Genomic DNA, 24,529 nt, shown 5'->3' with positions numbered 1-24,529 from the left:
CCTAAGTGATCGTGACGCGATCACGGGCGACGCCCGTTCCGAGCGCCCGGCTGGACGCATCTTTCCAGACCACCGACGCCTGAATGGCGGCGGCAAATTGCTCGGGAAAACAGATTCGGAACAGGCAAGATCGTCGCATCCTGGTTATCCAGGAGCGAAAAAACGAAACGTTTCATCGATCCACCTCCGAAATTCCCCCGCCGGTTGCGTTGCTGCTTGTCCGGCTTGTTTGTTTTCAAGCACGCTAACGGAGCAAAGGATCAACGAAAACGCCAATTCTGTATAGAAAAGTCCAACAATCTGCGATAAACGCAATCAAACTGACGAAATCGTCAAAAGGCGGTGTGACGATGGATGATCTGGATCAACGATTAATCTCGGAACTGCGTATCAATGCACGTGCGTCCATCCCGACGCTGGCAAGCATCCTTGGTGTAGCGCGCGGTACGATCCAGAGCCGGATGGAGCGTTTGATCGCATCGGGTGTCATTGCAGGCTTTACGGTCCGGCTGAAAGATCATGGGTCTACCGACATGATCCGTGGCATCATGATGATCGAACTGACTGGACGAAACATCAAAAGCGTTATCGCGACATTGCGTAAAAATCCCGGCTTTTCCGCAGTGAACACGACAAACGGCACCTGGGACCTGATCGCCGAGATCGAAGTCCCCAATATGAATGAATTTCACCGGCTGGTAACAGGCATTCGTGCCATGGACGGGATCGCGAAGTCCGAGACGCACATCTTTCTCGGACCCGCATAAGTCCCGGCGGGCTATTCGGCGGCTTCCGCCACGTAACCGAACTGCGTAACGCCTTGCGGCGCCGAAACGCCGGGCAGAATACGACCATCATCCACCGGCGCGCCCATCTGGATAGTCATGGGAATGACACCGGCCCAGATCGGCAGCGCATAATCGGCATCGTCATCCTTCGGCGGGCCGGAACGGATTTTTGCCGAAGCCTCGTTCAGTTCCAGTTCGAGAAGCATGGTGGCCTTCAACTCCTTTGCCATCATCGGGCGCAGTCCTTCCCAGCGACCGGGGAAAAGGCCGTTTACGAAACTGCGCAGGTGATGCTCCTTCATCGCGACGTCGGAAACTTTGCGCGCTGTCCCGAAAGCCATGACCGAGCGATAATTGCAGGAATGATGAAACGCGGAACGCGCGAGAACCAGCCCGTCGAGCAGGGTAAAACTGACGCAGACTTCCGCCTGGTCGCAGCTTTCCAGCATTCGGCTGGCGGATGAGCCGTGCCAATAGATGAAATTGCCTTCCCGCCAGACAAGCGTCGGCGTGACATAGGGCGTTCCGTTGAACACATAGGCCACATGTGCCAGAGGTTGGGCATCAATGATTGCATGAACCGTGGCTGCATCATAGGCGCCGCGTTCGTGCAGGCGCTTTACGCGACTGCGGTCGGTGGGGGCTTTCGTCATGGCCGATATTTCTCCTTTATATCTGGCCAAACTGCCTGCATAGTGGCTTTGACAAAATAGCCACTTTTACCGAACACGAAGATGCCAATTTCCAATACACTTCCGGAGTTCGGGATCGATCGCGGCAGCGATATTCCGCTTACCGCCCAGTTGGTTGATCAGATAAGGCAAGCCGTTTTAGCCGGACGGCTGAAGCCCAATGCCAGATTGCCGTCCACCCGCGCCTTGTCCTTGGAGCTTGGCTTGTCGCGAACAACGGTCCTTGCGGCATTCGATCAGTTGATTGCTGAAGGTTATCTGGAGGGAAGGCTGGGTTCGGGCACTCACGTCGCCGCTGAACTTCCCGACAGCAGCCTGACCGTAAATCAACCGCCTCTTCATGTGATAGACCAGCAGCATTTTCATCGGGAGAATCCAAAGCCCTTTCGTCTCGGCGTCTTCGACAGCGATCATTTCCCCCACGATGAGTGGGGAAAGCTACTGGGCCGCATCTGGCGGAAGCCTTCCCCGGATCTGTTGAACAGTGACGATGTATTCGGCTTTCATCCTCTGCGTTCATCGTTGGCCCGCCATTTGCACGAATGGCGCGGCATGGTCGTGTCGCCAGAGCAGATCATAATAACCGGCGGCAGCGCAGACGCGCTTTCACTGATCCGGGAAGCCTTGTTCACCCACGGCGACAGGCTGTGGATGGAAGAACCGGGATATCCACCGGCGCGCAAGATCCTTGGCGTCAATGGCCTCGGCATCATCCCAGTCCCGGTTGATGGCGGAGGGCTCGACGTTTCCAGCGGACGAAACAAGGCCGATGATGCGCGCGGTGCTTTTGTTACCCCGGCACGGCACCACCCGACAGGCGTAACCATGACCTTGGGACGCCGTCTCGAACTGATTGCCTGGGCAAGAGAACGTGATGCGATAATCATCGAGGACGATTACGACAGTGAGCATCGTTATATCGGCCAGCCGCTGCCGGCGCTGCTGTCGCTGGATTCGGACCGTATTCTTTATATCGGAAGCTTCTCCAAGGTCTTCTCTCCCGTCTTGCGGCTCGGCTTTCTGATCGTGCCGTCGCATAGGGTGGCGCAATTTCGGGAACTACGTGAGACGTTGTTTCCTGCGCCCTCGCCGCTCGCGCAGCCAGCTCTGGCCGCGTTCATCGAAACCGGGGCCTTTGCGCAGCACATAAGACGCATGCGCCGCATCCATGCCTCGCGCCGCCGCAAACTGATAGCAGCGCTTGCACCCGGAGAACCGAACCTGTTCCGGATTGAAGCCCCGCCTGCCGGACTATCCTTATTGTTGGCCTTACCAGAGGGACAAAGCGATACACATCTCGCGTCCGTTCTGGCAGAGGCTGATATCGAGGTTCATCCGCTATCGACGCTCTTTACTAAACTGAAGCCACGTCAGGGACTTATCCTCGGTTTCTCAGGATTTGATGAAACCGGACTGGAAAATTCTGCAACAGCTTTGATAAAAATCCTCAAACAGTCGAATTAAAGAATTTGCATTAGCAATTTCATAAACTTTGGATTCAGCTTTTCCCGGTAAGCTTTGATTAGCAATTAGCTCGGGAGGAGCGTTGCAGCCCATTTGTTTTGCGTTACGGGTGCTCATGCGTTCTTCGGTTGTATCAGTCATTGCCCTTGCCTGCGCCGCCTTGACGGGCTGTACGTCAAGCTCCGGCGTCGACAGCATCATGCTCCAGTCGAAAACCTCGGCCGAGACCACGAGTTCGGTGGTCCGCCCGGTTCCGCCCGCTCCTTTGAGTGAAATGGCGAGCGCATCCCAACCGATGCCTGCCGCCAGCCCGGAGGAAGTACTGGCATGGGCAGGCCCTATTCCAGATGCCGGTCCATTCAAGGCAGAGCCCCCAGCACCTGTTGCACCGCGACCGCAGCCACAGGAGCGGCCGCAAGCCCGCATTTCGGTACCGGCTCCGGACGTCGCGGCCTACCCACCCGTGCGCCTTGCACCGCAGGAACGATCCAGAGTCTATAGCCACCGCTTTCGCGATGCGAAGCCAATCAATTTCGGACGTTCATCGCCGCGCAAGCTGGCGGTGCATGGCGTGGATGTATCCCGCTGGCAGGGCGATATCGATTGGGTGAAACTGCGCACGCAGGGCGCAAATTTCGCTTATATCAAGGCTACTGACGGGGGTGACCACCTCGACCCAATGTTCCGCAAGAACTGGCGCGAAGCGAAAGCCGCTGGCATCAAACGCGGTGCCTACCATTTCTTCTATTGGTGCCGCGTGGCAAGCCAGCAGGCCGATTGGTTCATCCGCAATGTTCCCAAGGAAGCCGATGCGCTTCCTCCGGTCATCGATGTGGAATGGAATGGCGATTCGTCCTGCAAGAGACGGCCATCCCCGGCGCAGGTGCGGGAAAAAATGCAGGTCTTCATGGACAAGCTGGAGCAGCATTATGGCAAGCGGCCGATCATCTATACCGCTCCGGATTTCTACGACGACAATCTGAAAGGTGCTTTCACCAATTATCCATTCTGGCTGCGCGCAGTTGCACAGCACCCATCCAAGGTCTATCCGGGTCGTCCGTGGACGTTCTGGCAGTATTCCGGATCGGGCCTGTCACAGGGCGTGAATGGCAAGATCGACCTGAATGTGTTCCACGGTTCGGAAGACGACTGGCACAGATGGCTGGCGCGTGCCGCCAGTTGATTGCCCTCAAAAGCTAGCGACAGACCAGTTTGAATGATATGAGATCACATCAGGGATAACCGAAGCTTTGCCTCGAAACCCGGCATGCAACATCGCCAGGCCGGGTCGCTTGTCGCCCGCATGGTGTTACCATGAAAGGGAACGGCAAACATGGACCCCCGCATATTTGTGCTGGCACTGGCGACATTCGTTACCGGCACCGCCGAGAATATTATTGTAGGCATTCTTCCCGGCATCGCCCGCGGCCTGGATGTTTCTGTCAGCGCCGCCGGTCAGTTGACCTCAATCTTCTCTATTACCTTTGCGCTTGCCGCTCCGCTGGCGCTCGTCCTCACCACGCGGTTTGAGCGGAAAGCCATTCTGGTCTCTGCGTTGGGTGTTTTCATTGCAAGCAATATCGTCGCGAGCTTGAGCCCCAATTACGGGGTTCTGTTTGCCGCGCGTATCGGGATGGCGATGGCAAGCGCGGCGGTTTGCCTGATCGCCACGATGCTGGCAACGGAATTGGTCATCCCGGCGATGCGCGGGCGCGCCATCGGAATCATATTCGTGGGTATCAGTGGTTCGATGGTCGCCGGTGTTCCCACGGGGATGATCGTCAATGAGTGGCTTGGCTGGCGCGCGGTTTTCCTTTGCCTGGCATCAGCCGCAGCTTTGGTTCTGCTTCTGTCAATGCATGCATTGTCCGGCGCGGGGCGCAGCCAGCGCGGCTTGCCGCCTTACACGCCGCACCTGAAATCTTTCCGGTTGGTATCGGCGCAACTGGTTTCAATCCTGATGATCGGCGGTCATTTCGTGCTGTTCGCCTACCTCACACCCTACCTTCTGGAAGCGGTGCATGTCTCTTCGCAGAGAATTATATGGGCGATGTTGGCCTTTGGTCTGGCTGGCATGACGGGCGGGTATCTCGGCGGCCTGCTTGCTGACAAGCTATCGCCGCGACTGGCCATCGTGCTGACGCCACTCCTTTATCTAACAGCGTTGATGGCAATACCTGTCGCGGTCAACTCCAGCACTGTTTTCGGTATGGTGCTGATGATCTGGGCTTGTTTGAGCTGGATGATATCGCCCGTCGTACAGAGTTTTCTCATGACAACCGATCCCGCAACAGCGGACGCCGGGGTCGGGATCAACCTGTCTGCAATGCATGTGGGCGTGGCCCTCGGCACAGCAACAGGCGGGCTTGCGTTTGAATACATGTCATTGCAGGCCCTGCCCTGGACAGGGTCTGTTCTGGTCGGACTGTCCTTGCTATGTGCTCTTAACGCTTCCCGATCTTTTCCAGGTCGTATGGCGTCGATTGATACATCTCGTTGATCCAGTTTCCGAACAGAAGATGCGCGTGGCTGCGCCAGCGATTTTCCGGCTGGCGCGTCGCATCGTCTCCGGGGAAATAATTTGCCGGAACCTTCGTGTCGGGCTGAGCCTGAATGTCGCGGAAATACTCATCTGCAAGCGATGTGGTGTCATACTCCACATGATTGAACATATGCAGCGAGCGGTGATGCGGATCGTCCAACAGACAGAGCCCCGTCTCCGGACTGTCGACCAGCACCTTCAACCCGCTATCGGCAGGAATGTCGCTCTTGCGCACTTCGGTCCACCGGGAAACCGGAATCTTGAAATCATCCGAAAATCCTCGGAGATATGGGGAAGACGGAGCAAGGTTGCGCTGGCTATAGACACCCGAAGCCTTGTCCGGCAGTTCATATTTGCCCATGCCATGGAAATGATGGACGGCAGCCTGCGCTGCCCAGCATATATTCAGCGTCCGGTGCACATGGGTCTGCGTCCAGTCGAAAACACGCTGCATTTCGTCCCAATAGGTGACTTCCTCGAATTCGAGACGCTCGACCGGAGCACCCGTGATGACAAAGCCGTCGAAGCGTTGATCCCGCACATCTTCCCACGGCTGATAGAAGGACAGCATGTGATCGGCCGGCGTGTGGCGCGCCACATGGTTGGTAATCCGAACGAGGGTCAGCTCCACCTGCAACGGTGTTGCGCCGAGAAGACGCGCAATCTGCGTCTCGGTGGTGACCTTGTTCGGCATCAGATTGAGAAGACCGATCTTCAGCGGACGAATATCCTGACGAATGGCATCTGCTTCGCGCATGACCATAACGCCCTCGGCCTGGAGAACACTGGTTGCTGGCAGATCGTCAGGAATTTTAATCGGCATGTCGCGTCGGTCCCTAGTTTATGTCGGAGCTGACGCGAGTGGCTTTATCCGTATATTTGCCGGTTGGGCCACATCCTCCCTTTACAGAGAGTACCACCTTGCCCGGAGAGGCAGGTTGGCGTTGGGCGTCGCCCCCAACTCTTGATGTGATGTCACTTCTACTCAAACTCTTTCAGGGTGGCAATAGGGTTTAAGTGCCACCTCGAACTGTTTGAGAAATTTCCTTTTCAGCGGCTGGCCACTGCGCGAAATCAGCACTGCCACAGACACGGAATTTGGAATGAACGGCCTTTAAATATGTCCGATTGCGGCTTTCAACTCACTCACGCGCTGGGCTGATGTTCGAAATGATCGTTCCCCAGCGAAACCGAACGCGATTGCACGAGAATCCTTTTCTTCGACTGCGACGCGACATGAAGCATGAACTTCTGTCGCACCCGTGGCTTCGATTATCCGACCTACATTGCCGACACTGACGCCGCTGCCAGGCATGATGCTGATGCGCTTCCCGGCCTTTCCCGCCAAATGCCGCAGATTGTCCAGTCCCTCTTCCGCGGTCTGGGAGAGGCCGGACGTCAGGATGCGCTCGAAACCAAGCGCGATTGCCTGCTCCAGCGCGGTCTCCGCGTCAGGCACGAGATCGAAGGCGCGGTGGAGCGTGGTTCCAAGGACATTTGCCTCCGCAATCAGTCTTTCCAGCAAGGTAACATCCAGAGAACCATCGGCGAGCGAAGCACCCAGGACGACCCCTGCCAAGCCGGCATTTCTCGCGTTGCCAATATCTGCCGCCATGATGGCTTCGTCTTCAGCCGAAAAGCAAAAGCTGCCCGCACGGGGTCTGATCATTGCGTAGACCGGGATCGGCGCATCTGAAGCAAGCTCCATCAATGCCTGCGAGGGCGTCAAACCGCCCAGTTCAAGGGCGGAACAGAGTTCGATGCGATCCGCGCCACCTTCGATCGCCGAATATAGGCCTTCGGCGCTATCCACGCAGACTTCGAGTAACACGCTCACGTCTGATGCCCCAATATCGCTGCCCCGACCAAACCGCCATCGCTGCCGAATATTCCGGGAACGACTATAGGCTGCTCCGTTTTGCGCAGGATTCGGGCTCTCACCGCCTCGTCAATCGCTGAAATCAGCTCGGACGCCGTGGCAAGCCCGCCACCCACGGGAATGATCGATGTGCCGGTTACGTTGACGACGGCAGCCAGCGGATCGGCAACGAGTTGGAGATAGGCGGAGATTGTCCTTCCGGCCATCTGACAGCCGTCGAGCCAATCCTGCATAATTCTATGGCTCGTTGCATCGGCCGCATTCAAAAAACGGTGCAGCCTCTCAATCCCGCGCGCGCCGCCGATGGTATCGACACAGCCGCTTTGCCCGCAACCGCAACTGAAGCGCGGGACCAGCACAGTTTGTCCATCGAGGTCCACCGATGTGTTGAGGATCGGGCCATGTCCCCACTCGCCAGTCAATCCGCCCTTACCTCGAACGAGCCGGCCATCGACAACAAGCCCACCGCCGACGCCTGTGCCCAGCACTGCACAGAAGACGATATCGTGGCCTTTACCGGCGCCTTCAATCGCTTCTGCCAGCGTCAGACAATCGGCATCATTGGCCGCGATGACCCGGCGCTGAAGTCGCTCTCCAAGTTCGAGACTTAGCTTGTGACCTGTAATGCAGGGAATATTTGCCGACAGAGCAGTCGTTGTATCCGGATCGACCAATCCGGCGATCGAGAGGGCAAACGGCCACTCCTCTTTCGACGCATGAGTTCGTAGCGCGGTTTCCAGCGCGCACCCAAATTCTTCCCAGCTGTCAGCGGGAGTGGGGAGCTTTTCGAGAAGCTCGATATTTCCCGGATGCGTCGAGCGCGCAAGCCGAATGAAGGATCCACCGACATCTGCCGCGAGAACAGTTCCAGACCTTTGAGACTGACGCGTGCTTCTGTGGTGCATGGTCGATCTTCCGCCGATACGTTTCGATGTATCATCCAATCATCGCAAATGTACCGGCAGTCAATCGCGGGGCGCAGTCTTTCCTAAGGTTTCGACGCTACAAGCGAGATGTTCACACCTTGCGGATCCTTGCATTGAACGACCCACTCCCCGTTCGGTACCTCCATAGGTCCTTGCAGGACGGTTCCGCCAAGAGACTTGACCCTGTCGGCTGCATCCTTGACGCCTTCCACCATGAAGTAAAAACCCCAGCCGACCGGTGTGCCGGGAGGCGCGGTCATGATGCCTCCATGATCGGCGCCATCGACGCTGAATACCTTGTAGTTGCCCATAGGCCCCATGTCGAAATTGCGTGAGAGTTTCCAGCCAAACACTTTCTCGTAGAAGGGAAAAACCGTCTCGCAGTCCTTCGCATGAAGTTCGTGCCAGCCCGGATGTCCCGGTTTGCGTGAGCCGAAATCATCCGGTGCCGGCATATCCCCCATCGGTTCGAAAAGCGCAAAGATGCCGCCTTGCGGGTCGGACACAATCGCGAACCGTCCGATATTCGGGATATCCTGCGGCGCCCTCAAAACCTTGCCACCTTCCGCTTCCACTTTCCGCGCATATTCGTCGGCATTCGCCACGCCGACATAACCAAGCCAACCCGCCTGGCCGCCGCAATCCTCCTTCGGCATGTCCGCCATCGACATCATGCCTGCGATCATGCATCCGGGCACTTCGAACAGCGTATATTTCATGCCGGGAACACCGGCGTCCTTCGCAGCCCAGCCGACGACTTTGGTATAAAAATCCTGCGCGCTGTCCGTGTCTGTCGTCATAAGTTCGTACCAGACGAACGGAGATGAGCCCTGTTTCATTGAACGTACTCCCTTGGTTCCCTCTTTTGTTCGAACGATCAGCCACAACAGCTATGACCGGATGCCTTTGTTTCGTATTCATCGTGCCGCTTGACGAAATGCATCGTCCCGTTTTCGTTGCGGCCCTTGGGCGCTCGATCAAGGATCATCAACGTTCCTATCCATTCTTCAATGCCGCGGGCATAGCTGGAATAGGTGTGATAGATCGTGCCGTTTTCATCCTTGTAGAAGGCGCTCATGCCCGGCAGTTCATCGAAGGCGTCTTCTGCGGCAAGCTTGTCGAAATTGTAGAACACCCGATTGTTTTCGAGCTCTTCCTTCGTGAAGGAGACGTGATAATCGAAGTTGAAGTCGCTGCCTTGCGATGAAACCCATGGGAAATGCCACCCCATCCGCTTCTTGTAGGCTTCGAGCTTTGCCAGCGGTCCGCGCGACACGGCAACGAGCGTTACATCATGATTGTTGAGATGCGCCACCGCGCCATCAAAATTGTCGGCAAGAAACGAACATCCCGTGCAGCCTTGATCCCAGTCAGGTCCGAACATGAAATGATAGATCAGCAACTGGCTGCGCCCGTCGAACAGATCGGAAAGCGTTTTCCGTCCCGAAGGCGTATCGAACGTATAATTCTTGTCAACCTTCACCCATGGCAGGGCTTGCCGCTCACGATTGACCTTGTCGCGCAGATGGGTGGCTTCTTTCTCACTTGCCAGAAGCGCGCGCCGCGCCTCAAGCCAAACTTCTCGGGATACGACCTCGTTCATGGTGCAAGCCCTCCTCCGGCTTTTGCTCCCGCCCGTAGATATCAATGTTCCTGCTTGACGATTTACATTGATATCAATATTAATAAATCATGTCAAATAGCCGTGATGTACCTTTTGAAACAACGCTTCTGGTTCGTGATACCTGCCTTTGCTTGCATGTTCAGCGCGCCGCCCGCGCCCTCGCCCGCCGCTTTGACGATGCCCTGCGCCCGGTGGGGTTAACGAACGGCCAGTTCTCCTTGATGATGTCGCTCAATCGCCCCGTGCCTCCCCCGATGAAGCCGGTCGCGGAGCTTCTGGCCATGGATCAAACCACGCTGACCGCGGCGCTGAAGCCGTTGCAGCGGCAAGGCTGGGTGGAGATCATCGTGAATCCCGACGACAGGCGCGAGCGATTATTGCAACTCACACCCGAGGGCAAAGCTACTCTTGCGGCAGCCGTGCCGATCTGGAAGGCTACCCATCTGGACATCGAGAAGCAGCTCGTAAATGGCAATGGCGACGAAGTTCGTCGCAACCTGCTGGTTATGTCATCGGTGTGATTGGTGCCCCATTCGGAAATACCCCCCGCAGACAAGCGGTCTGGAAATCGCAATCTACAGGTATACATTGATGTCGAACGGTCGCGTACTGCTGGGAACGGGCCGGTCACTCGCCGATTGATCCAGCAAGCAGGCGGAAGTAATGAGCGAAGAGCGTGTCCCCCATCTTGTCGTTGTCGGTGCCGGTTTTGGCGGATTGCAATTGATCCACGATCTCAAGAACGTCAATGTGCGGATTACATTGATTGATCAGCGTAACCATCATCTTTTCCAGCCGCTTTTATATCAGGTTGCGACAACCATCCTCGCCACATCCGAAATTGCCTGGCCGATCCGCCACCTGTTTCGGGACCGCACTGAAGTGACCACACTGCTGGGTACAGTCACCGATGTGGATACGGAACGCCGGCAGGTGCAACTCGAAAACGGCACAGAAATTTCATACGATATGCTCGTCCTCGCCACGGGCGCACGCCATGCCTACTTTGGCAACGATCAGTGGGAAGCGCTGGCGCCCGGACTGAAGGCGCTTGAGGATGCAACAACCATTCGCCGCCGTCTGCTCCTCGCCTTCGAGCGCGCTGAACGCGAAACCGATGAAGCAAAACGGAAGGCGCTGCTGACATTTGCCATCGTTGGCGGCGGGCCGACCGGCGTGGAGCTCGCAGGCATTATCGCAGAGCTCGCCAAGCAAACCATATGGCCTGAATTTCGCAATATCGATACGCGGCAAACGCGCGTAATGCTGCTCGAAGCGGGTCCGCGCATTCTGGCCGCCTTTCCGGAAGATCTGTCCGACTATGCATTGAGAGCACTGGAAAAACTTGGCGTGGAAGTACGGCTCGGGATTCCGGTGAAGGACATAACAGCCGAGGGCGTTACAGTCGGCGAAGAGTTCATTCCGTGCCGCACGGCAATCTGGGCGGCTGGCGTTGCGGCTTCCCCTGCCGCAACGTGGCTGGGCGCGGAGAGCGACCGCGCCGGACGCGTCAAGGTTCTATCAAACCTCAATGTTCCCGGGCATGACGATATCTTCGTCATCGGGGATACGGCCTGGGTCGAGGGACCGGACGGGAAACCGGTTCCGGGCATAGCACCTGCCGCCAAACAGCAAGGTGCCTACGTTGCCACGGTCATAAAAAGCCGCATCGAAGGACAAACGCCGCCAATGCCGTTCCGTTACAAGCATCAGGGCAATCTTGCCACCATCGGCAGAGGCGCTGCTGTGGTCGATATGGGGCGCTTCAAGCTGAAAGGCATTATCGCGTGGTGGTTCTGGGGTATTGCGCACATCTTCTTCCTGATTGGAACAAGAAGCCGTGCCGCTGTCGCGTGGAGCTGGCTGTGGACCTATATTTCCGGCCAGCATAGCGCCCGGTTGATCACCCAAGGCAAATCTGCCGAACGATGAATATGAAACGGCCCGCCAGAAGCGGGCCGTTTCCTTTCAAGTCGTCACTATTATTCAGCGGGTTCCAGCTGCGGAATAACATCCGTGATGAGAGGCGCACCGTTCATCGCTGCGGCGAGCTTGTCCGTGTCGAGTTCATTTTCCCAACGCGCCACCACAATGGTCGCCACTGCATTGCCGACAAGATTTGTCAATGCCCGGCATTCGGACATGAAGCGATCGATACCCAGGATCAGAGCCATGCCCGCAACCGGAACGGCGGGAACGACAGACAGTGTCGCCGCCAGTGTAATAAATCCGGCGCCTGTAATGCCCGCCGCACCCTTGGAGCTCAGCATCGCCACCAGCAAAAGCAGAATCTGATCGCTCAACGACAGCGGGATGTCCGTCGCCTGTGCGATAAAGAGCGCGGCCAGCGTCATGTAGATATTGGTGCCATCCAGATTGAACGAGTAGCCGGTCGGAATGACCAGCCCCACCACCGAACGCTTGCAGCCGGCCTTTTCCATCTTGTCCATGAGCGCTGGGAGGGCCGCTTCCGACGAAGACGTGCCCAGAACCAGAAGCAGTTCTTCCTTGATGTAGCGGATGAGCGCGAGGATCGAGAAGCCATTGTAGCGGGCGACCGCTCCCAGAACGACAAGCACGAACAGCAGGGAAGTGAGATAGAAGGTGCCGATCAACAGTGCGAGATTGGCAATCGAACCGATACCATATTTACCGATGGTGAACGCCATGGCACCAAATGCGCCGATTGGAGCTGCCTTCATCAGGATTGCAACCAGTTTGAAAACCGGTGCAGTCAGGACATGAAGAAAATCGGTAACAGGCTTGCCTTTATCGCCGACCAAAGCCAGTGCGATACCGAACAGGACGGAGAAGAACAGCACCTGCAGGATGTCGCCCTCAGCGAATGCGCCGACAATTGTCGTTGGAATTATGTTGCTCAGGAAACCCGTGATGGTCTGCTCGTGTGCCTTGGCGGCATAATTGGCAACGGCCTTCGGATCAAGCGAAGCCGGGTCGATATGCATTCCGGCGCCCGGCTGCACGACATTGGCGACGATAAGCCCGACGATCAGGGCCAGTGTCGAGAATGTCAGGAAGTAGATCATCGCCTTACTGGCAACGCGACCTACCTTCTTCATGTCAGTCATACCGGCGATGCCGGTTGCAACGGTCAGAAAGATGACCGGAGCGATAATCATTTTGACGAGCTTGATGAACGCATCGCCAAGCGGCTTCAGCTGCGTTCCCAGTTCGGGGTAAAAATGACCAAGGAGAATACCGGCAGCAATCGCCACCAACACCTGTACATAAAGGTGCTTGTAAAAGGGAATAGGACCACGCGGCGAAACCGCGGTGCCTGTCGGTACTGCAATCATGACGTCCTCCGTTCGGCCCAGCCTGGAACTTGTTCCAACCTCCCGAGCCATTCAGTCTCAAGTTCCAGCGATCAGAACCGCTGCTGAGTTGTTTGATTGCAATCTCCGTGCCAGTCTGCGACGCCGGGCCTAAGTTATTGTTTTTAAGCATTTTAATATGCCTTACGGTGACGAACCTCGATAAAAAGTGCGATTATCCGCACATTTCTATTTCTCCCATGTCTGAAATATTGCACAATAAAGTGATGAGCCCGCACCCTTCCACCATGGACATTCTAACCCGGCCCACAAACGCCAGCCGACGCCCATGGGCGCTGTTTGGGTTGTTTTGGGCGGTGGTTTTTGCACTCGCTTTCTGGATCGTCGGCGACCTGGCGCGAGACAAGGCCATGCTGGCATTGAGCGAGCAGGCCCGGATCGACGCCAACCTCAATACGGCATTGTTGCGCGCAGTTCTCGACAAGCAGCGCGCTTTGCCTCTGGTGCTGTCAAAGGACCGGGCACTGGAAGCTGCACTGCAGGACAAGACGCCCGCTACGATCACTCCCCTGAACGAAAAACTGGAGGCGCTCGCGCGCGGCACGCAGGCAGCGGTCATCTATCTTGTCGGTATGGATGGCGTCGCCATTGCTGCAAGTAACTGGCGCGAACCGGACAGCTTCGTCGGCAACGATTACAAATTTCGCCCCTATTTTCACAACGCGCTGAGAAACGGAGATGCCGAATATTTCGCACTCGGCAATGTCAGCAATCGTCCTGGCCTCTACATATCGCGCCGCATTGATGGCCCGAACGGTCCACTGGGCGTGATCGTCGTGAAACTCGAATTCGACCGTCTCGAAAGCGACTGGAACAGTGCCGGCCGTCCAACCTTCGTAACGGACGAACGCAACATAGTGCTGATTACGAGCCTGCCGTCGTGGCGATTCATGACTATCGGGTCAATCGGTCAGGAACAGATCCAGTCAATCCGCGATAGCCTGCAGTTTGGAGACGCACCGTTGGCACCCTTGCCGCTTTCGGCGACTTCATTTGATAGCGGGGACTTTCTGCTAATTGACGCCCTGCTCCCCGGCAACGCGCGCAATACCGACTTTCTTGCAATCCGCTCTGCCGTGCCCTCCACTCCCTGGCAAATGTACAGTCTCGCACCAATTCGTCCGCAAATTCCTGCTGCGGTCCGAGAAGCACGGCTGTTCGCCTTTATCATTCTGACAGCGATCGCCAGCTTTGCAGGACTTCTCCTGCGGCGCAAACAGAAGCTCGCGGCCCGCATTGCCGATGCCCGACGCACACGGATGGAACTTGAAGAGCGGGTGGAAGAACGCACCCGTGACCTCAGCCTGGCGCGGGACAGGCTGCAAGCGGAGATCAGTGATCATCGCCGCACCGAAACGATGCTGCAGGGCGTGCAGCAGGATCTTGTTCATGCCAATCGTCTCGCCATCATGGGTCAGGTCGCAGCAGGCGTGGCGCATGAAATCAACCAACCGGTTGCAACCATCCGCGCTTATGCAGACAACGCAAGAACCTTCATTGAACGCAAGAAGCTTTCGGATGCAACCGACAATCTCAACGAAATCGCGGCGCTGACAGATCGAATCGGCACGATTACAGGTGATTTGAAAGCGCTTGCGAGAAAAGGACGTTCTCCTTCCGCGCCAACCTCGCTAAGCAAGGTTATTTCGGGAGCCCTGGTATTGTTGCGAAGCCGTTTTTCCGGACGGATGGACCAACTCGACGTCGTGTTACCACCGCCCGAACTACGCGTCATCGGGCATTCCATCAGGCTCGAACAGGTTTTCATAAACCTGTTTCAGAATGCACTGGAAGCAGTTGATGCAAAAGAACATGATGGCCGGATAGAAGTCCGAACCCATGTGGAGAATGACAAGGTCATCATCACCGTCTCCGATAACGGACCAGGCATGCCGCAGCATATTCGCGACAATCTGTTTTCGCCCTTCAATACATCGAAGGAAAAGGGGCTCGGCCTCGGTCTTGTGATCGTCAAGGAAATCGTCACTGATTATGGCGGAACGATTTCTGCCGAAAGCGGCCCCGCCGGCACGTCTTTCCGCATCGAATTGAGAAAAGCATGATGGATAAATCACCTTCCGTTATTCTGGTCGACGATGACAGGGCGCTGCGGCGCGCCACCCGGCAGACGCTCGAGCTGGCCGGTTTCGATGTTGCAGATTTTCCGAACGCTCTGGATGCCCTGAACAGTGTTACATCTGCTTATGACGGCGTCGTCGTCACGGATGTGCGAATGCCGCAAATCGATGGCCTTCAGCTCTTTGCACGGATCAAGGCGGTTGACGCTGAACTGCCCGTCATCCTGATCACCGGTCACGGTGATATTCCTATGGCCGTGCAGGCCATTCAGGACGGCGCTTATGATTTCATCGCCAAGCCGTTTGCAGCCGACAGGCTTGTGCACAGCATCCGCCGCGCCGGGGAAACGCGCCGACTGGTTCTGGAAAACCGCGCTTTACGCGAAGCCGCGCAGAATGTGGAGGGCGATCTGCCGTTGATTGGCCAGACACCCGCAATGGAAAACCTGCGTCGTACCTTGCGGGATATAGCTGATACCGATGTGGATGTGCTCGTAGCTGGCGAAACCGGCAGCGGCAAGGAAGTGGTTGCACAATTGCTGCACAATTGGAGCCGTCGCCGCAAGGGCAATTTCGTGGCTCTCAACTGCGGCGCCTTGCCCGAAACGGTGATCGAAAGCGAATTATTCGGTCACGAGGCAGGCGCTTTCACCGGAGCGCAGAAAAAGCGGCTGGGACGGATCGAACATGCAAGTGGCGGCACGCTGTTTCTCGATGAAATAGAAAGCATGCCGGCTGCAACGCAGGTAAAGCTGTTGCGCGTGCTTGAAATGCGGGAAATCACTCCGCTCGGTACGAACGAAGTTCGTCCGGTCAATCTTCGTGTCGTGGCGGCCGCAAAGATCGATCTTGCGGACCCTGCCCAGAGAGGCGACTTCCGAGAAGACCTGTATTACAGGCTGAACGTCGTCACCCTTTCCATTCCGCCGCTGAGAGAAAGGCGTGAGGACGTTCCGTTGCTTTTCGCGCATTTCCTGTCGCGTGCTGCAAAGCGCTTCAATCGCGACGTGCCCGCAATCGAAGCCTCTACGCACCGCTATCTTATGAGTCATGACTGGCCGGGAAATGTCCGCGAACTCGCCCATTTTGCCGACCGTGTGGCGCTTGGGGTTGAGAAAACGGTTCATTCGACAACGCTCACGGGCAGCAATCAGGAGCCGCTTCCCAAACGGCTGGAGCAATATGAGGAAACGATAATTCGCGAGACGCTTGCCGCGCACAATGGCAATGTTCAGGAAACGATTGAGGCCCTCGGTATTCCAAGGAAGACCTTTTACGATAAGATGCAGCGCCATGGCATCAATCGTGCGGACTATCGCAGCAACCGCGATTGAGGTTGATCTGTAGCGATATGGGAGGACCATGATGTCGCTGAAACTCTACCTGCATCCCTTCTCGTCTTATTGCCAGAAGGCCACAACAGCTTTCTATGAAAAGGACATAACCTTCGAAGCAAGAATGCTCGACGGCACCGAACCGGTTGCCAGCGAGTTCGCCGCGCTCTGGCCTTTTGGCAAATTTCCAATCCTGACGCACAATGGAAAGCTGGTGTTTGAAGCAACCGGAATAATCGAATATCTCGAAGCTGCCTATCCCCATTCCCGACGCCTGATCCCCTTGGAACCACTTGCAAGCGCTGATGTACGCATGTGGGATCGCTTCTTCGATAACTATGTAAACTACCCACAACAGCGCCTTGTCTATATTGCGCTTGACCGCGAACATGATGATGGCAGCGACCGCTGGCGAGCGATGCTCGATACAGCCTATGCGTTTTTGGATCGGGCACATGGCTGGGCGCGAGTGGGCTTCCGGCGATGAGTTCAGTCTGGCTGATTGCGCTGCGGCTCCCTCCCTGCTCTACGCAGATTGGACTTATGCCATTGCCGAAGAGTTCACCAATGTGCGGAACTATCGCAGACGTCTGCTTGCACGTCCCAGCTATGCCCGTGCTCTGGATGAAGCACGACCATTCCGGCATCTGTTCCCGCTCGGAGCGCCCGAAGAAGGTCGGGATTGAAACGTGTTTGGTGGGGCAACTACATAGACTGCATGAACGCGTGCAGAACCACAGCCTGATTATGCTCTTCGTCTTTCGCACCAAACAACAGCGTCAGACGACCGCCTTTCTCGCCAGCTTTGGCCATTAGCTCTTTCAGCGCGGGTTTGTTGCGTTCAAGCTCTTCGCGATACTTCTTCTGAAAATCGCTCCATTTTGCCGGATCGTGGCAGAACCATTTGCGAAGTTCGGCTGACGGAGCAATATCCTTGGCCCACAAATCTATATCTGCCTTTTCCTTCGTCATGCCCCGAGGCCAAACCCGATCCACGAGGACACGGTAGCCATCCTCCGGTGAAGGAGCATCGTAAATGCGCTTCAAATGAATTGTCGTCACGGCAACTGCTCCCCTTTGCAAAACCGAAAATATGGCCGTCGGGGCGGTTTCGGCAAGTCCACCCACCTCCGTGAACAAAAGAAAAGGCCGCTGCAAATCGGACATCTCATGTCCGACAGGCAACGGCCTTTGGTGGCAAGAACCGACTGCGAGGGAGCCGCCGGCTATCGCACGAAACGGAAAACTTAGATCTTCTTGGCCGGAGCGGCCTTCTTGTGCGACTTCTTCGCGGTGTGGTGCTTCTTGTGAGCCTTAGCCTTCTTCGCATGATGCTTGGCAACAGTCGTGTGCGTTGCAGCAGCCGGAGCAGCGTTAGCAGCGCTTGCCGTCAGGACAGGAGCGGACAGGCCCAGAACAGCGGCCACACCAAGAGCAGAAATAAGAGACTTCTTCATTTTCCGGTTCCTCAATTGGGTTTTCCGTTCGGGGTCTTCCCCGCCGGAGGTAAAGCACTTTCCTGTCCGCCCGTATCGGCCATGTCAGGTTTGATCCCTAGAAGCTTGAGGGCCTCGGCATAGGCTCGCAAGCCTTGCGCCTCTCTTCTGCTTGCGCAGAATTTCATCCCCCGCTTCTGCAAGGTCTCTGCCTGACGGGCCTGCCGGGTTTCGGCACGACCGGAAAGCGCGGTTTGCAGTTGATGCTGAAGCCTGTCACACCGTTCGCTACGTGTTACGAGTTGCGCTGCCATTGCTCCGTTGGGAAGCGGGAAGGACAGCAGACCCGCAAGACAAAGTGTTGAAAGAGACGCTTTCGTTGCTGCTTTCGATATGAAAACCGACTTGAACATACGAATTCAATCTTTCATTGGACTTCAGTTTCTTCAGCGAAACCGTTATGACACGCCTTGTTTGCCCTTGTTTTTCGCATCTGTTGCAATTTGTTTCTGGATTGTAGCGCTATCCAATTGCCGGTTGAAAACCATTGCCCAAGGCTTTTTATCGTCGCAATCCGGGCGCTACTATCTCGTAACCTTAGGCTATTACGGATACTTCAAATTGAAAGAAGACGCCCACGTTCTGATTGTCGATGACGATAAGGACATACGTGACCTTCTGCATGAATTTCTCAAACGGCGCGGCATGCGCGTTTCAATCGCCCATGACGGCGAAGAAATGCATGATGTGATGAGCCGGACGGCAGTCGACCTGATTATTCTCGACGTCATGCTTCCCGGAAAAAGCGGCATTGAAATCTGCCAGGATATCCGTCGTCATTCGCGGGTGCCGATCATCATGCTTACGGCAATTGCCGATGCTGCCGACAAGATACTGGGCCTGGAAATCGGCGCCGACGATTATCTGGCCAAACCGTTCGATCCGCGCGAATTGCTGGCCCGTATCCGTGCTGTACTCCGGCGCCTGGAAAACAACCGGGCGCCCAGCCGTCCCGTCACTCATAGCTACCGCTTTGCTGGCTGGACCCTCGATTGCGCGCGAAGGAGACTTACGTCTCCATCCGACGTGCGAGTGGAACTTACCACGGCGGAGTTCAATCTCCTCGAAGCCTTCGTCAAAAGTTCGCAGCACATCCTTAGTCGTGACCAACTGATGGAAATGGCCGGAAATCAAGCGGTATACGGCTATGACCGCAGCGTTGATATCCTTATCAGCCGGCTGAGGCGCAAGCTGAACGATGATTCTCGCTCTCCCAAATTGATCCTCACCATTCGCAATGGCGGCTATCAGTTTGGCCATGAGGTCGAGGTGGAATGAGGTTCCCTTTTCCGCGTTCTCTACCGAGCTGGCTTCTCACGATACTGATCAGCGGCCTTCTGATTACCCAGATAGCAACGCTCTGGATCGTTTCGCAGGACCGGAAGGAAGCCAACTATGCGCTTGAACTTTTCCGTCTCAGCGAAAGGGCGACATCACTCGTCAAGCTCTTGAACACGACGCCGGTCAGCGACTGGAACAGCCTTGCTTCTCGCCTGGCAAGCTCAGGTCAGGGCCTCACCATCACCCTGCAACCCGATGTGCCAACCGTGCTGGCGAGTGAAGAAGATCTTGCGGAACTGGAAGATGTCCTTGTCGCGCGTCTGGCGCGCTACGGTGTCATCGATGCCCGCATTCGACGGGACAAGCTTGCCCACGGCCCGCACGCCACCGTTGTGCCGACCGCTGACAGCGGAGACATCGGCGATGTCGAAAAGCAGATCAACGATCTTGCCGCAACGGCAAATCTGGGCGCCAGCCTGACGACATCCCTGCAATTTGGCGATGGGCGCTGGATCAATTTTACCACGCGCATCACCCCGGCTGATCCAATTATCACGACCGAAACCATTCCACTTTTCGCGCTTGTGGCGCTCAGCGTGGTTCTTGTCGCAATATGGGCAACGCGACGCCTCACCGCACCTTACCGTGTGCTGGAACATGCCGTCCACCGCATCGGAGGCGACTTGAAAAGCTCTCCGCTGCCCGAAGACGGCAGCAGGGAATACAAGGCAGCCGCGCGAGCAGTGAATACGATGCAATCGAAGCTTCTCGATTATGTGGCAGAACGCGAGCAACTTGCAGCCGCCCTTGCACACGACTTGCGCACGCCGCTCACCCGTATCCGGCTTCGCCTGGCGCTGGTTGAAGATGAAGCCCTCGCAAAGTCGCTGGCCAAGGATCTGAGCGATATCGAGGCTATTTCACGTTCCGTGATCGACTTTGCCACGTCAGAACTAGCGAATGAAGAGAAGGAGAAAGTCGATCTCTGGTCGCTTCTCCTTTCCATTGCAGACAATTATCCGGACGCAACTCTGGATGAAAGAAACTCGGACATGCTGGACGCCATAGCTTACTGCCAGCCAGTCTCAGTCCAGCGCAGCATCACGAACCTCATTGACAACGCCATTGCCTATGGCGGTAAAGCGAAACTGTCGCTGCGCCAGGAAAATAACGAGCTTGTGCTGCGGGTGAAGGACAATGGGCCCGGCATTCCGACAGACCAGATCGAGGAAATGTTCAAACCTTTCAACCGTGTGGAAAAGTCCCGAAATCGGGACTCTGGCGGTTTCGGCCTCGGCTTGACTATCGCCCGCAACGTAGCGCGTGCCAATGCAGGCGATATTCTCCTGAAAAACAATCCATCGGGCGGATTGATCGCTGAACTGCACTTGCCCGTCTGGCGGCCGTAACCCCGAGGACTGACCTCGGGGACAATCACTCATGCAAAGACGGTGTCGACAGCCTTTTTCGTAGCTGCAACAATCTTGTCCGCTTCCTCAGGCGTAAGGCAAAGTGGCGGCGCGAAGCCCAGAATATCGCCTTCCGGCATGGCTCGCCCGATAACACCGTTGGCCAGGAGCGCCGTCGAAACCTGTGCACCGATTTTGAGCGACGGATCGAAAAACCTGCGGTCGTCACGATCTTCGACAAACTCGATCGCCGCCATCAGCCCCTCGCCGCGAATTTCCCCGACATGGCGATGTTCACCGAGAGCATCCGCCAATGCCTTGCGGAAATAGATGCCTGTGGAACCGGCATTTTCGACCAGCTTCAGTTCGTCGATGAGTTTGAGGTTGGCCACGCCTGCCGCTGCACAGATGGGATGGGCCGAATAGGTCCAGCCATGGCCGATCGGTCCCATCTTGTCCGATCCCTGAACCAACACCTGCCACATACGGTCCGATACAATCGAGCCGGAAAGCGGTGCATAGGCCGAGGTCAGTCCCTTGGCGATGGTGATCAGGTCGGGCTTCATGCCATAGTGCTCGGACCCGAACATGCTGCCCAAACGACCGAAACCGGTGACCACTTCATCAGCAACAAGCAGAATATCATAGTGATCAAGAACCGCCTGGATCTTCTGCCAATAGCCAGACGGGGGCGGAACGATGCCGCCGGTACCAAGAACAGGTTCACCGATGAAGGCTGCGATTGTATCCGGGCCTTCTGCAAGGATCATTTCCTCGAGCTTGTCGGCGCAATGTTGCGAGAACTGCTCTTCGCTCATAGAGCGATCCGCACGGCGAAAATAATAGGGTGACTCCGTGTGCAGGACAGGCGCGCGCGGCAGATCGAATGCGTTATGGAACGTCGCAAGCCCGGTCATGCTGCCGGTCATTACGCCGGAGCCGTGATATCCGCGCCAACGAGAAATGATCTTCTTCTTCTCGGGGCGTCCGAGAATATTGTTGTAGTACCAGATGAGCTTGATGTTGGTTTCATTCGCATCCGAGCCGGAAAGGCCGAAGTAAACACGGCTCATATGGTCGGGTGCGCGGTCGATGATCATCTTGGCGAGCGTGATGGACACTTCGGTGCCATGGCCGACATAAGCATGATAATAGGCAAGTTTGCGCGCCTGCTCTGCAATCGCATCCGCGATTTCCGTGCGACCATAACCAACATTAACGCAATAAAGACCCGCGAAAGCGTCGAGGCTCTTTCGACCGTTCACATCGGCAATATAGACGCCCTCGCCGCCCTCCAGCACGCGCGTTGGTGTTTCACCCCGGGCATGCATGCCCATGTGGGTGGAGGGATGAAAGAAATGATCCCGGTCCCAGGCGGTGAGTTCATTGCTATTGTTCAACATGGGTATGTTCCTTTCCTGACGCCACGCTTTTACGCGGCGGTATCGATGCAGAGATATTTGAGTTCGGTAAAGGCTTCGATGCCCTGATGGGAGCCTTCACGGCCAAGCCCCGATTGCTTCCAGCCACCGAATGGGATCGGTGCGCCGGTGATCTTCGCGCGGTTGATGGCCACCATTCCATATTCGAGGACACGGCCCATCCGGAGTTGTCGTGCGCCGTTTGCAGTCACGACATAGGCAACAAGACCATATTGCGTGGCATTGGCACGAGCGACAACTTCATCCTCGTCGTCAAAAGCCGTGACGGCGGCGACCGGCCCGAATGTCTCCTCCCGCATGATTGCAGCGTCGTCCGGCACATCAACCAGCAAAGTCGGCTCGAAGAAAAGCCCGGCTTCTCCAAGCCGGTTGCCCCCGGTGACTATTCTGGCGCCCCGCTGCTTGGCATCGAGCACTTGCTCTTCGACCTTGGCGACCGCGCGACTATGCATCAGAGGGCCTATATCCGATGCCGGATCAAGCCCGTTGCCGACTTTCAGGGCGGCGATGCACGTAGCAAACGCTTCGGTGAAAGATTTCAGAATACCGCGTTGGACGAAGATACGGTTTGCAGCAAGGCAATCCTGACCGGACGTTGCAAACTTGGCAGCCATCGCCACATCGACGGCCCGTTCAACATCAGCATCATCGAAAATGATCAAAGGTGCGTGACCGCCAAGCTCCATGACGAGCCGCTTCATCGTGTTCGCGCTCTTGGTAGCAATCAACTTGCCGATTTCGGTTGAACCGGTGAAGCTCAGCCCCCGCACACGCTCATCGCGGCACAAAACATCGACGATAGGCGCAGCCTTGCCTGTCACCACATTGAATATGCCTGCTGGCATTCCAGCGCGCTCGGCCAGTTCGGCCAAGGCAAGTGCGGAGAGCGGTGTTTCTGAAGACGGATGCACGACAACGGGGCAACCTGCGGCAATCGCTGCAGCAGCCTTACGGGTAATCATGGCATGCGGAAAATTCCACGGGGTAACAAGCGCGACGACCCCAAGCGCTTCGCGGCGTACGAGCATCTCGGCATTCTGGAGATGGCTTGCTATGGTTTCACCATTAAGCCGCTTCGCTTCTTCGGCAAACCATTCGATGAACGATGCGCCATAGTCGATCTCGCCCCGCGATTCCGCCAGTGGCTTGCCCTGCTCCAGCGTCATCAGCAATGCGAGGTCTTCACGGTGTGCAGTGATCAACTCGAACCAACGCCGCAAAACTGCTGATCGTTCCTGAGGCAGTTTATCCCGCCAGGACGGAAAGGCCTTTACAGCGGCATCAATCGCAAGTGCAGTCTCGGTTTCGCCGAGGCTTGCCACACGCGCAAGCCGCTGACCGGTTGCAGGATCGAGAACAGAAAAGGTTTCAGCCTTCTCTCCTGCTACCCAGCGCCCGTCGACATAGCCCAGTTCACGAAAAAGATGTTTATCGCGGAGCGTGCCAAGCCCGTCATGTCGTATCGGATGATCCAGAACGGCGTTCATTGTTCTTCTCCCAATTCAGGAAGAAGTCTGTCACAGGATAGTTCTGGATTCAGACCAAACTCATCTCCACGGACAGGCGAAATGGACTAACTTTAGAAGCCAGACAGTCTGTTTGGGCTAGTCCGTGGCTTCCTTGAACAGCGACAAAGGCGCACTTGTCTTCTCGTCCTTGACCAACTTGGTTACGATATAGGTGAAGTAGCGTTCTATGCCGATATTCTGGTCCAGAAGACGGTCAATCAGGCGCTGATAGCCATCAATGTCGCGCGCAACGATCATCAGGAAATAGTCCACCCCACCGCCAACCGACCAGCACGACACGATTTCGGGTACAGCTGTGATGGCTCTCTCGAACCGGTCGAAATCGCTTTGGCGATGATTGCCCAGCGTAATCTGGACTATGACATGGGCAATTGGGGCTATTTTTCGATAGGCGATGTGCGCGTGATAGCCGGTCACAACGCCTGCTTCTTCAAGCTTGCGCAGCCGCAGCCAGCAAGGTGTCGCCGAAAGCCCGACCTTTTCCGCCAAAGCAAGCTTGGTGATCCGCGCATTCTCCTGAACGGCTTCGAGAATACGCAAATCGACGGCGTCGAGCTTCAAGGCGGCTTTCATTCTTTTGATCCAGCATCTGCAAACACTTCTGTTTTCATTGGCACGCCCCTGCGCCGCTGACAAGGCTCCCGCGCAGAAAAGTCGTTACAGATCAAAATTGTAATGATCCAATATAA

Annotated in this window: 24 protein-coding genes, 1 pseudogene and 1 riboswitch; of the genes and pseudogenes, 11 read left to right on the top strand and 14 right to left on the bottom strand. The window is 56.3% G+C overall.

Translation table 11 applies throughout. The features are described from left to right. Nucleotide 1 precedes the first annotated feature (1 nt). Nucleotides 2–139, bottom strand: a complete 138-nt coding sequence (locus OINT_RS23870; RefSeq protein ID WP_157796381.1) for a hypothetical protein — start codon at nt 137–139, stop codon at nt 2–4. A 211-nt stretch (nt 140–350) separates the two neighbouring features. Here OINT_RS23870 and OINT_RS15195 point away from each other — a divergent pair, with 211 nt between their 5' ends. Further along, nucleotides 351–767: an Lrp/AsnC family transcriptional regulator gene (locus OINT_RS15195; protein WP_006471741.1), complete on the top strand. Its 417-nt coding sequence runs from the start codon at nt 351–353 to the stop codon at nt 765–767. 11 nt (nt 768–778) lie between these two features. Here the strand turns inward: OINT_RS15195 and OINT_RS15190 are convergent, their stop codons facing one another. Beyond that, entirely contained in the window at nt 779–1,441 is a 663-nt protein-coding gene (locus OINT_RS15190) for a pyridoxamine 5'-phosphate oxidase family protein (RefSeq protein WP_006471740.1), read from the bottom strand. 81 nt (nt 1,442–1,522) lie between these two features. On the opposite strand from OINT_RS15190, the gene pdxR reads away from it, so the two are divergent. From pdxR to OINT_RS15175, 3 genes are all read left to right on the top strand, one after another. After that, nucleotides 1,523–2,944: a MocR-like pyridoxine biosynthesis transcription factor PdxR gene (gene pdxR, locus OINT_RS15185; RefSeq protein ID WP_006468752.1), complete on the top strand. Its 1,422-nt coding sequence runs from the start codon at nt 1,523–1,525 to the stop codon at nt 2,942–2,944. Nucleotides 2,945–3,059: 115 nt separating this feature from the next. Then, nucleotides 3,060–4,127, top strand: coding sequence for a glycoside hydrolase family 25 protein (locus OINT_RS15180; protein ID WP_006471739.1), 1,068 nt, complete (start codon nt 3,060–3,062; stop codon nt 4,125–4,127). A 150-nt stretch (nt 4,128–4,277) separates the two neighbouring features. Next, on the top strand, nt 4,278–5,444 hold the full coding sequence (locus OINT_RS15175) for an MFS transporter (RefSeq protein ID WP_006471738.1): 1,167 nt from the start codon (nt 4,278–4,280) through the stop codon (nt 5,442–5,444). On the opposite strand, the gene metA is transcribed toward OINT_RS15175, so the two are convergent. The 5 genes from metA to OINT_RS15150 all read right to left on the bottom strand — a co-directional run bounded on the left by metA (nt 5,389) and on the right by OINT_RS15150 (nt 9,894). Beyond that, the gene (gene metA, locus OINT_RS15170; RefSeq protein WP_006468748.1) at nt 5,389–6,309 is read right to left on the bottom strand and encodes a homoserine O-acetyltransferase MetA; all 921 of its coding nucleotides are present in this window, start codon (nt 6,307–6,309) and stop codon (nt 5,389–5,391) included. The two genes, OINT_RS15175 and metA, sit on opposite strands and share 56 nt — an antisense overlap. Nucleotides 6,310–6,351: 42 nt before the next feature. Next, nucleotides 6,352–6,462: riboswitch (SAM-I-IV-variant riboswitch) on the bottom strand. 138 nt (nt 6,463–6,600) lie between these two features. After that, entirely contained in the window at nt 6,601–7,323 is a 723-nt protein-coding gene (locus OINT_RS15165) for a copper homeostasis protein CutC (RefSeq protein WP_006468744.1), read from the bottom strand. Further along, nucleotides 7,320–8,270 (bottom strand): ROK family protein, encoded by a 951-nt coding sequence (locus OINT_RS15160; protein WP_006471737.1) that lies wholly within the window; start codon nt 8,268–8,270, stop codon nt 7,320–7,322. The genes OINT_RS15165 and OINT_RS15160 overlap by 4 nt, the downstream gene beginning before the upstream one ends. 83 nt (nt 8,271–8,353) lie before the next feature. Beyond that, on the bottom strand, nt 8,354–9,130 hold the full coding sequence (locus OINT_RS15155; protein ID WP_006471736.1) for a VOC family protein: 777 nt from the start codon (nt 9,128–9,130) through the stop codon (nt 8,354–8,356). Between the two features lie 38 nt (nt 9,131–9,168). Further along, nucleotides 9,169–9,894 carry a DUF899 domain-containing protein gene (locus tag OINT_RS15150; protein ID WP_006471735.1) on the bottom strand — a complete coding sequence of 242 codons (726 nt, stop codon included), beginning with the start codon at nt 9,892–9,894 and terminating at the stop codon, nt 9,169–9,171. 89 nt (nt 9,895–9,983) lie between these two features. Between OINT_RS15150 and OINT_RS15145 the strand changes: the two genes are divergently transcribed. Both OINT_RS15145 and OINT_RS15140 read left to right on the top strand, forming a co-directional pair. Then, on the top strand, nt 9,984–10,436 hold the full coding sequence (locus OINT_RS15145; RefSeq protein WP_006468740.1) for a MarR family winged helix-turn-helix transcriptional regulator: 453 nt from the start codon (nt 9,984–9,986) through the stop codon (nt 10,434–10,436). Between the two features lie 142 nt (nt 10,437–10,578). Then, a complete protein-coding gene (locus tag OINT_RS15140; RefSeq protein WP_006468739.1) occupies nt 10,579–11,847 on the top strand; it encodes an NAD(P)/FAD-dependent oxidoreductase in 1,269 nt (422 codons plus the stop codon). Between the two features lie 50 nt (nt 11,848–11,897). On the opposite strand, the gene OINT_RS15135 is transcribed toward OINT_RS15140, so the two are convergent. Then, the gene (locus tag OINT_RS15135) at nt 11,898–13,232 is read right to left on the bottom strand and encodes a dicarboxylate/amino acid:cation symporter (protein WP_006471734.1); all 1,335 of its coding nucleotides are present in this window, start codon (nt 13,230–13,232) and stop codon (nt 11,898–11,900) included. Nucleotides 13,233–13,498: 266 nt separating this feature from the next. Here OINT_RS15135 and OINT_RS15130 point away from each other — a divergent pair, with 266 nt between their 5' ends. From OINT_RS15130 to OINT_RS15120, 3 genes and pseudogenes are all read left to right on the top strand, one after another. Then, a complete protein-coding gene (locus OINT_RS15130) occupies nt 13,499–15,334 on the top strand; it encodes an ATP-binding protein (protein ID WP_050791039.1) in 1,836 nt (611 codons plus the stop codon). Continuing rightward, nucleotides 15,334–16,683 (top strand): sigma-54-dependent transcriptional regulator, encoded by a 1,350-nt coding sequence (locus OINT_RS15125; RefSeq protein WP_006471732.1) that lies wholly within the window; start codon nt 15,334–15,336, stop codon nt 16,681–16,683. The genes OINT_RS15130 and OINT_RS15125 overlap by 1 nt, the downstream gene beginning before the upstream one ends. A gap of 31 nt (nt 16,684–16,714) precedes the next feature. Then, a pseudogene (locus tag OINT_RS15120) lies at nt 16,715–17,369 on the top strand (glutathione S-transferase family protein). A 19-nt stretch (nt 17,370–17,388) separates the two neighbouring features. Here the strand turns inward: OINT_RS15120 and OINT_RS15115 are convergent. The 3 genes from OINT_RS15115 to OINT_RS15105 form a co-directional block, all read right to left on the bottom strand. Then, nucleotides 17,389–17,745: a DUF488 domain-containing protein gene (locus tag OINT_RS15115; protein ID WP_006471730.1), complete on the bottom strand. Its 357-nt coding sequence runs from the start codon at nt 17,743–17,745 to the stop codon at nt 17,389–17,391. 185 nt (nt 17,746–17,930) lie between these two features. Next, nucleotides 17,931–18,140 carry a hypothetical protein gene (locus OINT_RS15110; RefSeq protein ID WP_006471729.1) on the bottom strand — a complete coding sequence of 70 codons (210 nt, stop codon included), beginning with the start codon at nt 18,138–18,140 and terminating at the stop codon, nt 17,931–17,933. An 11-nt stretch (nt 18,141–18,151) separates the two neighbouring features. Beyond that, entirely contained in the window at nt 18,152–18,433 is a 282-nt protein-coding gene (locus OINT_RS15105) for a hypothetical protein (protein ID WP_230349921.1), read from the bottom strand. A gap of 307 nt (nt 18,434–18,740) precedes the next feature. On the opposite strand from OINT_RS15105, the gene OINT_RS15100 reads away from it, so the two are divergent. Both OINT_RS15100 and OINT_RS15095 read left to right on the top strand, forming a co-directional pair. Continuing rightward, a complete protein-coding gene (locus OINT_RS15100) occupies nt 18,741–19,457 on the top strand; it encodes a response regulator (RefSeq protein WP_006471727.1) in 717 nt (238 codons plus the stop codon). Continuing rightward, a complete protein-coding gene (locus OINT_RS15095) occupies nt 19,454–20,869 on the top strand; it encodes an ATP-binding protein (RefSeq protein WP_006468730.1) in 1,416 nt (471 codons plus the stop codon). The genes OINT_RS15100 and OINT_RS15095 overlap by 4 nt, the downstream gene beginning before the upstream one ends. A 29-nt stretch (nt 20,870–20,898) precedes the next feature. Here OINT_RS15095 and OINT_RS15090 read toward each other — a convergent pair whose 3' ends face one another. The 3 genes from OINT_RS15090 to OINT_RS15080 form a co-directional block, all read right to left on the bottom strand. Beyond that, nucleotides 20,899–22,272: an aspartate aminotransferase family protein gene (locus OINT_RS15090; protein ID WP_006468729.1), complete on the bottom strand. Its 1,374-nt coding sequence runs from the start codon at nt 22,270–22,272 to the stop codon at nt 20,899–20,901. A gap of 29 nt (nt 22,273–22,301) precedes the next feature. Then, nucleotides 22,302–23,798 (bottom strand): NAD-dependent succinate-semialdehyde dehydrogenase, encoded by a 1,497-nt coding sequence (locus OINT_RS15085; RefSeq protein ID WP_006468728.1) that lies wholly within the window; start codon nt 23,796–23,798, stop codon nt 22,302–22,304. 117 nt (nt 23,799–23,915) lie between these two features. Next, nucleotides 23,916–24,413 (bottom strand): Lrp/AsnC family transcriptional regulator, encoded by a 498-nt coding sequence (locus OINT_RS15080; RefSeq protein WP_006468727.1) that lies wholly within the window; start codon nt 24,411–24,413, stop codon nt 23,916–23,918. Between the last annotated feature and the right edge of the window lie 116 nt (nt 24,414–24,529).

The sequence above is a fragment of the Brucella intermedia LMG 3301 genome, assembly GCF_000182645.1.
In the GTDB taxonomy this organism is placed as follows: Bacteria; Pseudomonadota; Alphaproteobacteria; order Rhizobiales; family Rhizobiaceae; genus Brucella; species Brucella intermedia.
This window is presented reverse-complemented; position numbering and strand designations above follow the sequence as displayed.

Bases quoted from the DNA above. Each gene is read 5' to 3' on its own strand.
- OINT_RS23870 (WP_157796381.1), bottom strand. From the start codon at position 139: ATGCGACGATCTTGCCTGTTCCGAATCTGTTTTCCCGAGCAATTTGCC.
- OINT_RS15195 (WP_006471741.1), top strand. From the start codon at position 351: ATGGATGATCTGGATCAACGATTAATCTCGGAACTGCGTATCAATGCA.
- OINT_RS15190 (WP_006471740.1), bottom strand. From the start codon at position 1,441: ATGACGAAAGCCCCCACCGACCGCAGTCGCGTAAAGCGCCTGCACGAA.
- pdxR (WP_006468752.1), top strand. From the start codon at position 1,523: ATGCCAATTTCCAATACACTTCCGGAGTTCGGGATCGATCGCGGCAGC.
- OINT_RS15180 (WP_006471739.1), top strand. From the start codon at position 3,060: ATGCGTTCTTCGGTTGTATCAGTCATTGCCCTTGCCTGCGCCGCCTTG.
- OINT_RS15175 (WP_006471738.1), top strand. From the start codon at position 4,278: ATGGACCCCCGCATATTTGTGCTGGCACTGGCGACATTCGTTACCGGC.
- metA (WP_006468748.1), bottom strand. From the start codon at position 6,309: ATGCCGATTAAAATTCCTGACGATCTGCCAGCAACCAGTGTTCTCCAG.
- OINT_RS15160 (WP_006471737.1), bottom strand. From the start codon at position 8,270: ATGCACCACAGAAGCACGCGTCAGTCTCAAAGGTCTGGAACTGTTCTC.
- OINT_RS15155 (WP_006471736.1), bottom strand. From the start codon at position 9,130: ATGAAACAGGGCTCATCTCCGTTCGTCTGGTACGAACTTATGACGACA.
- OINT_RS15150 (WP_006471735.1), bottom strand. From the start codon at position 9,894: ATGAACGAGGTCGTATCCCGAGAAGTTTGGCTTGAGGCGCGGCGCGCG.
- OINT_RS15145 (WP_006468740.1), top strand. From the start codon at position 9,984: ATGTCAAATAGCCGTGATGTACCTTTTGAAACAACGCTTCTGGTTCGT.
- OINT_RS15140 (WP_006468739.1), top strand. From the start codon at position 10,579: ATGAGCGAAGAGCGTGTCCCCCATCTTGTCGTTGTCGGTGCCGGTTTT.
- OINT_RS15135 (WP_006471734.1), bottom strand. From the start codon at position 13,232: ATGATTGCAGTACCGACAGGCACCGCGGTTTCGCCGCGTGGTCCTATT.
- OINT_RS15130 (WP_050791039.1), top strand. From the start codon at position 13,499: ATGGACATTCTAACCCGGCCCACAAACGCCAGCCGACGCCCATGGGCG.
- OINT_RS15125 (WP_006471732.1), top strand. From the start codon at position 15,334: ATGGATAAATCACCTTCCGTTATTCTGGTCGACGATGACAGGGCGCTG.
- OINT_RS15110 (WP_006471729.1), bottom strand. From the start codon at position 18,140: ATGAAGAAGTCTCTTATTTCTGCTCTTGGTGTGGCCGCTGTTCTGGGC.
- OINT_RS15105 (WP_230349921.1), bottom strand. From the start codon at position 18,433: ATGGCAGCGCAACTCGTAACACGTAGCGAACGGTGTGACAGGCTTCAG.
- OINT_RS15095 (WP_006468730.1), top strand. From the start codon at position 19,454: ATGAGGTTCCCTTTTCCGCGTTCTCTACCGAGCTGGCTTCTCACGATA.
- OINT_RS15090 (WP_006468729.1), bottom strand. From the start codon at position 22,272: ATGTTGAACAATAGCAATGAACTCACCGCCTGGGACCGGGATCATTTC.
- OINT_RS15085 (WP_006468728.1), bottom strand. From the start codon at position 23,798: ATGAACGCCGTTCTGGATCATCCGATACGACATGACGGGCTTGGCACG.
- OINT_RS15080 (WP_006468727.1), bottom strand. From the start codon at position 24,413: ATGAAAGCCGCCTTGAAGCTCGACGCCGTCGATTTGCGTATTCTCGAA.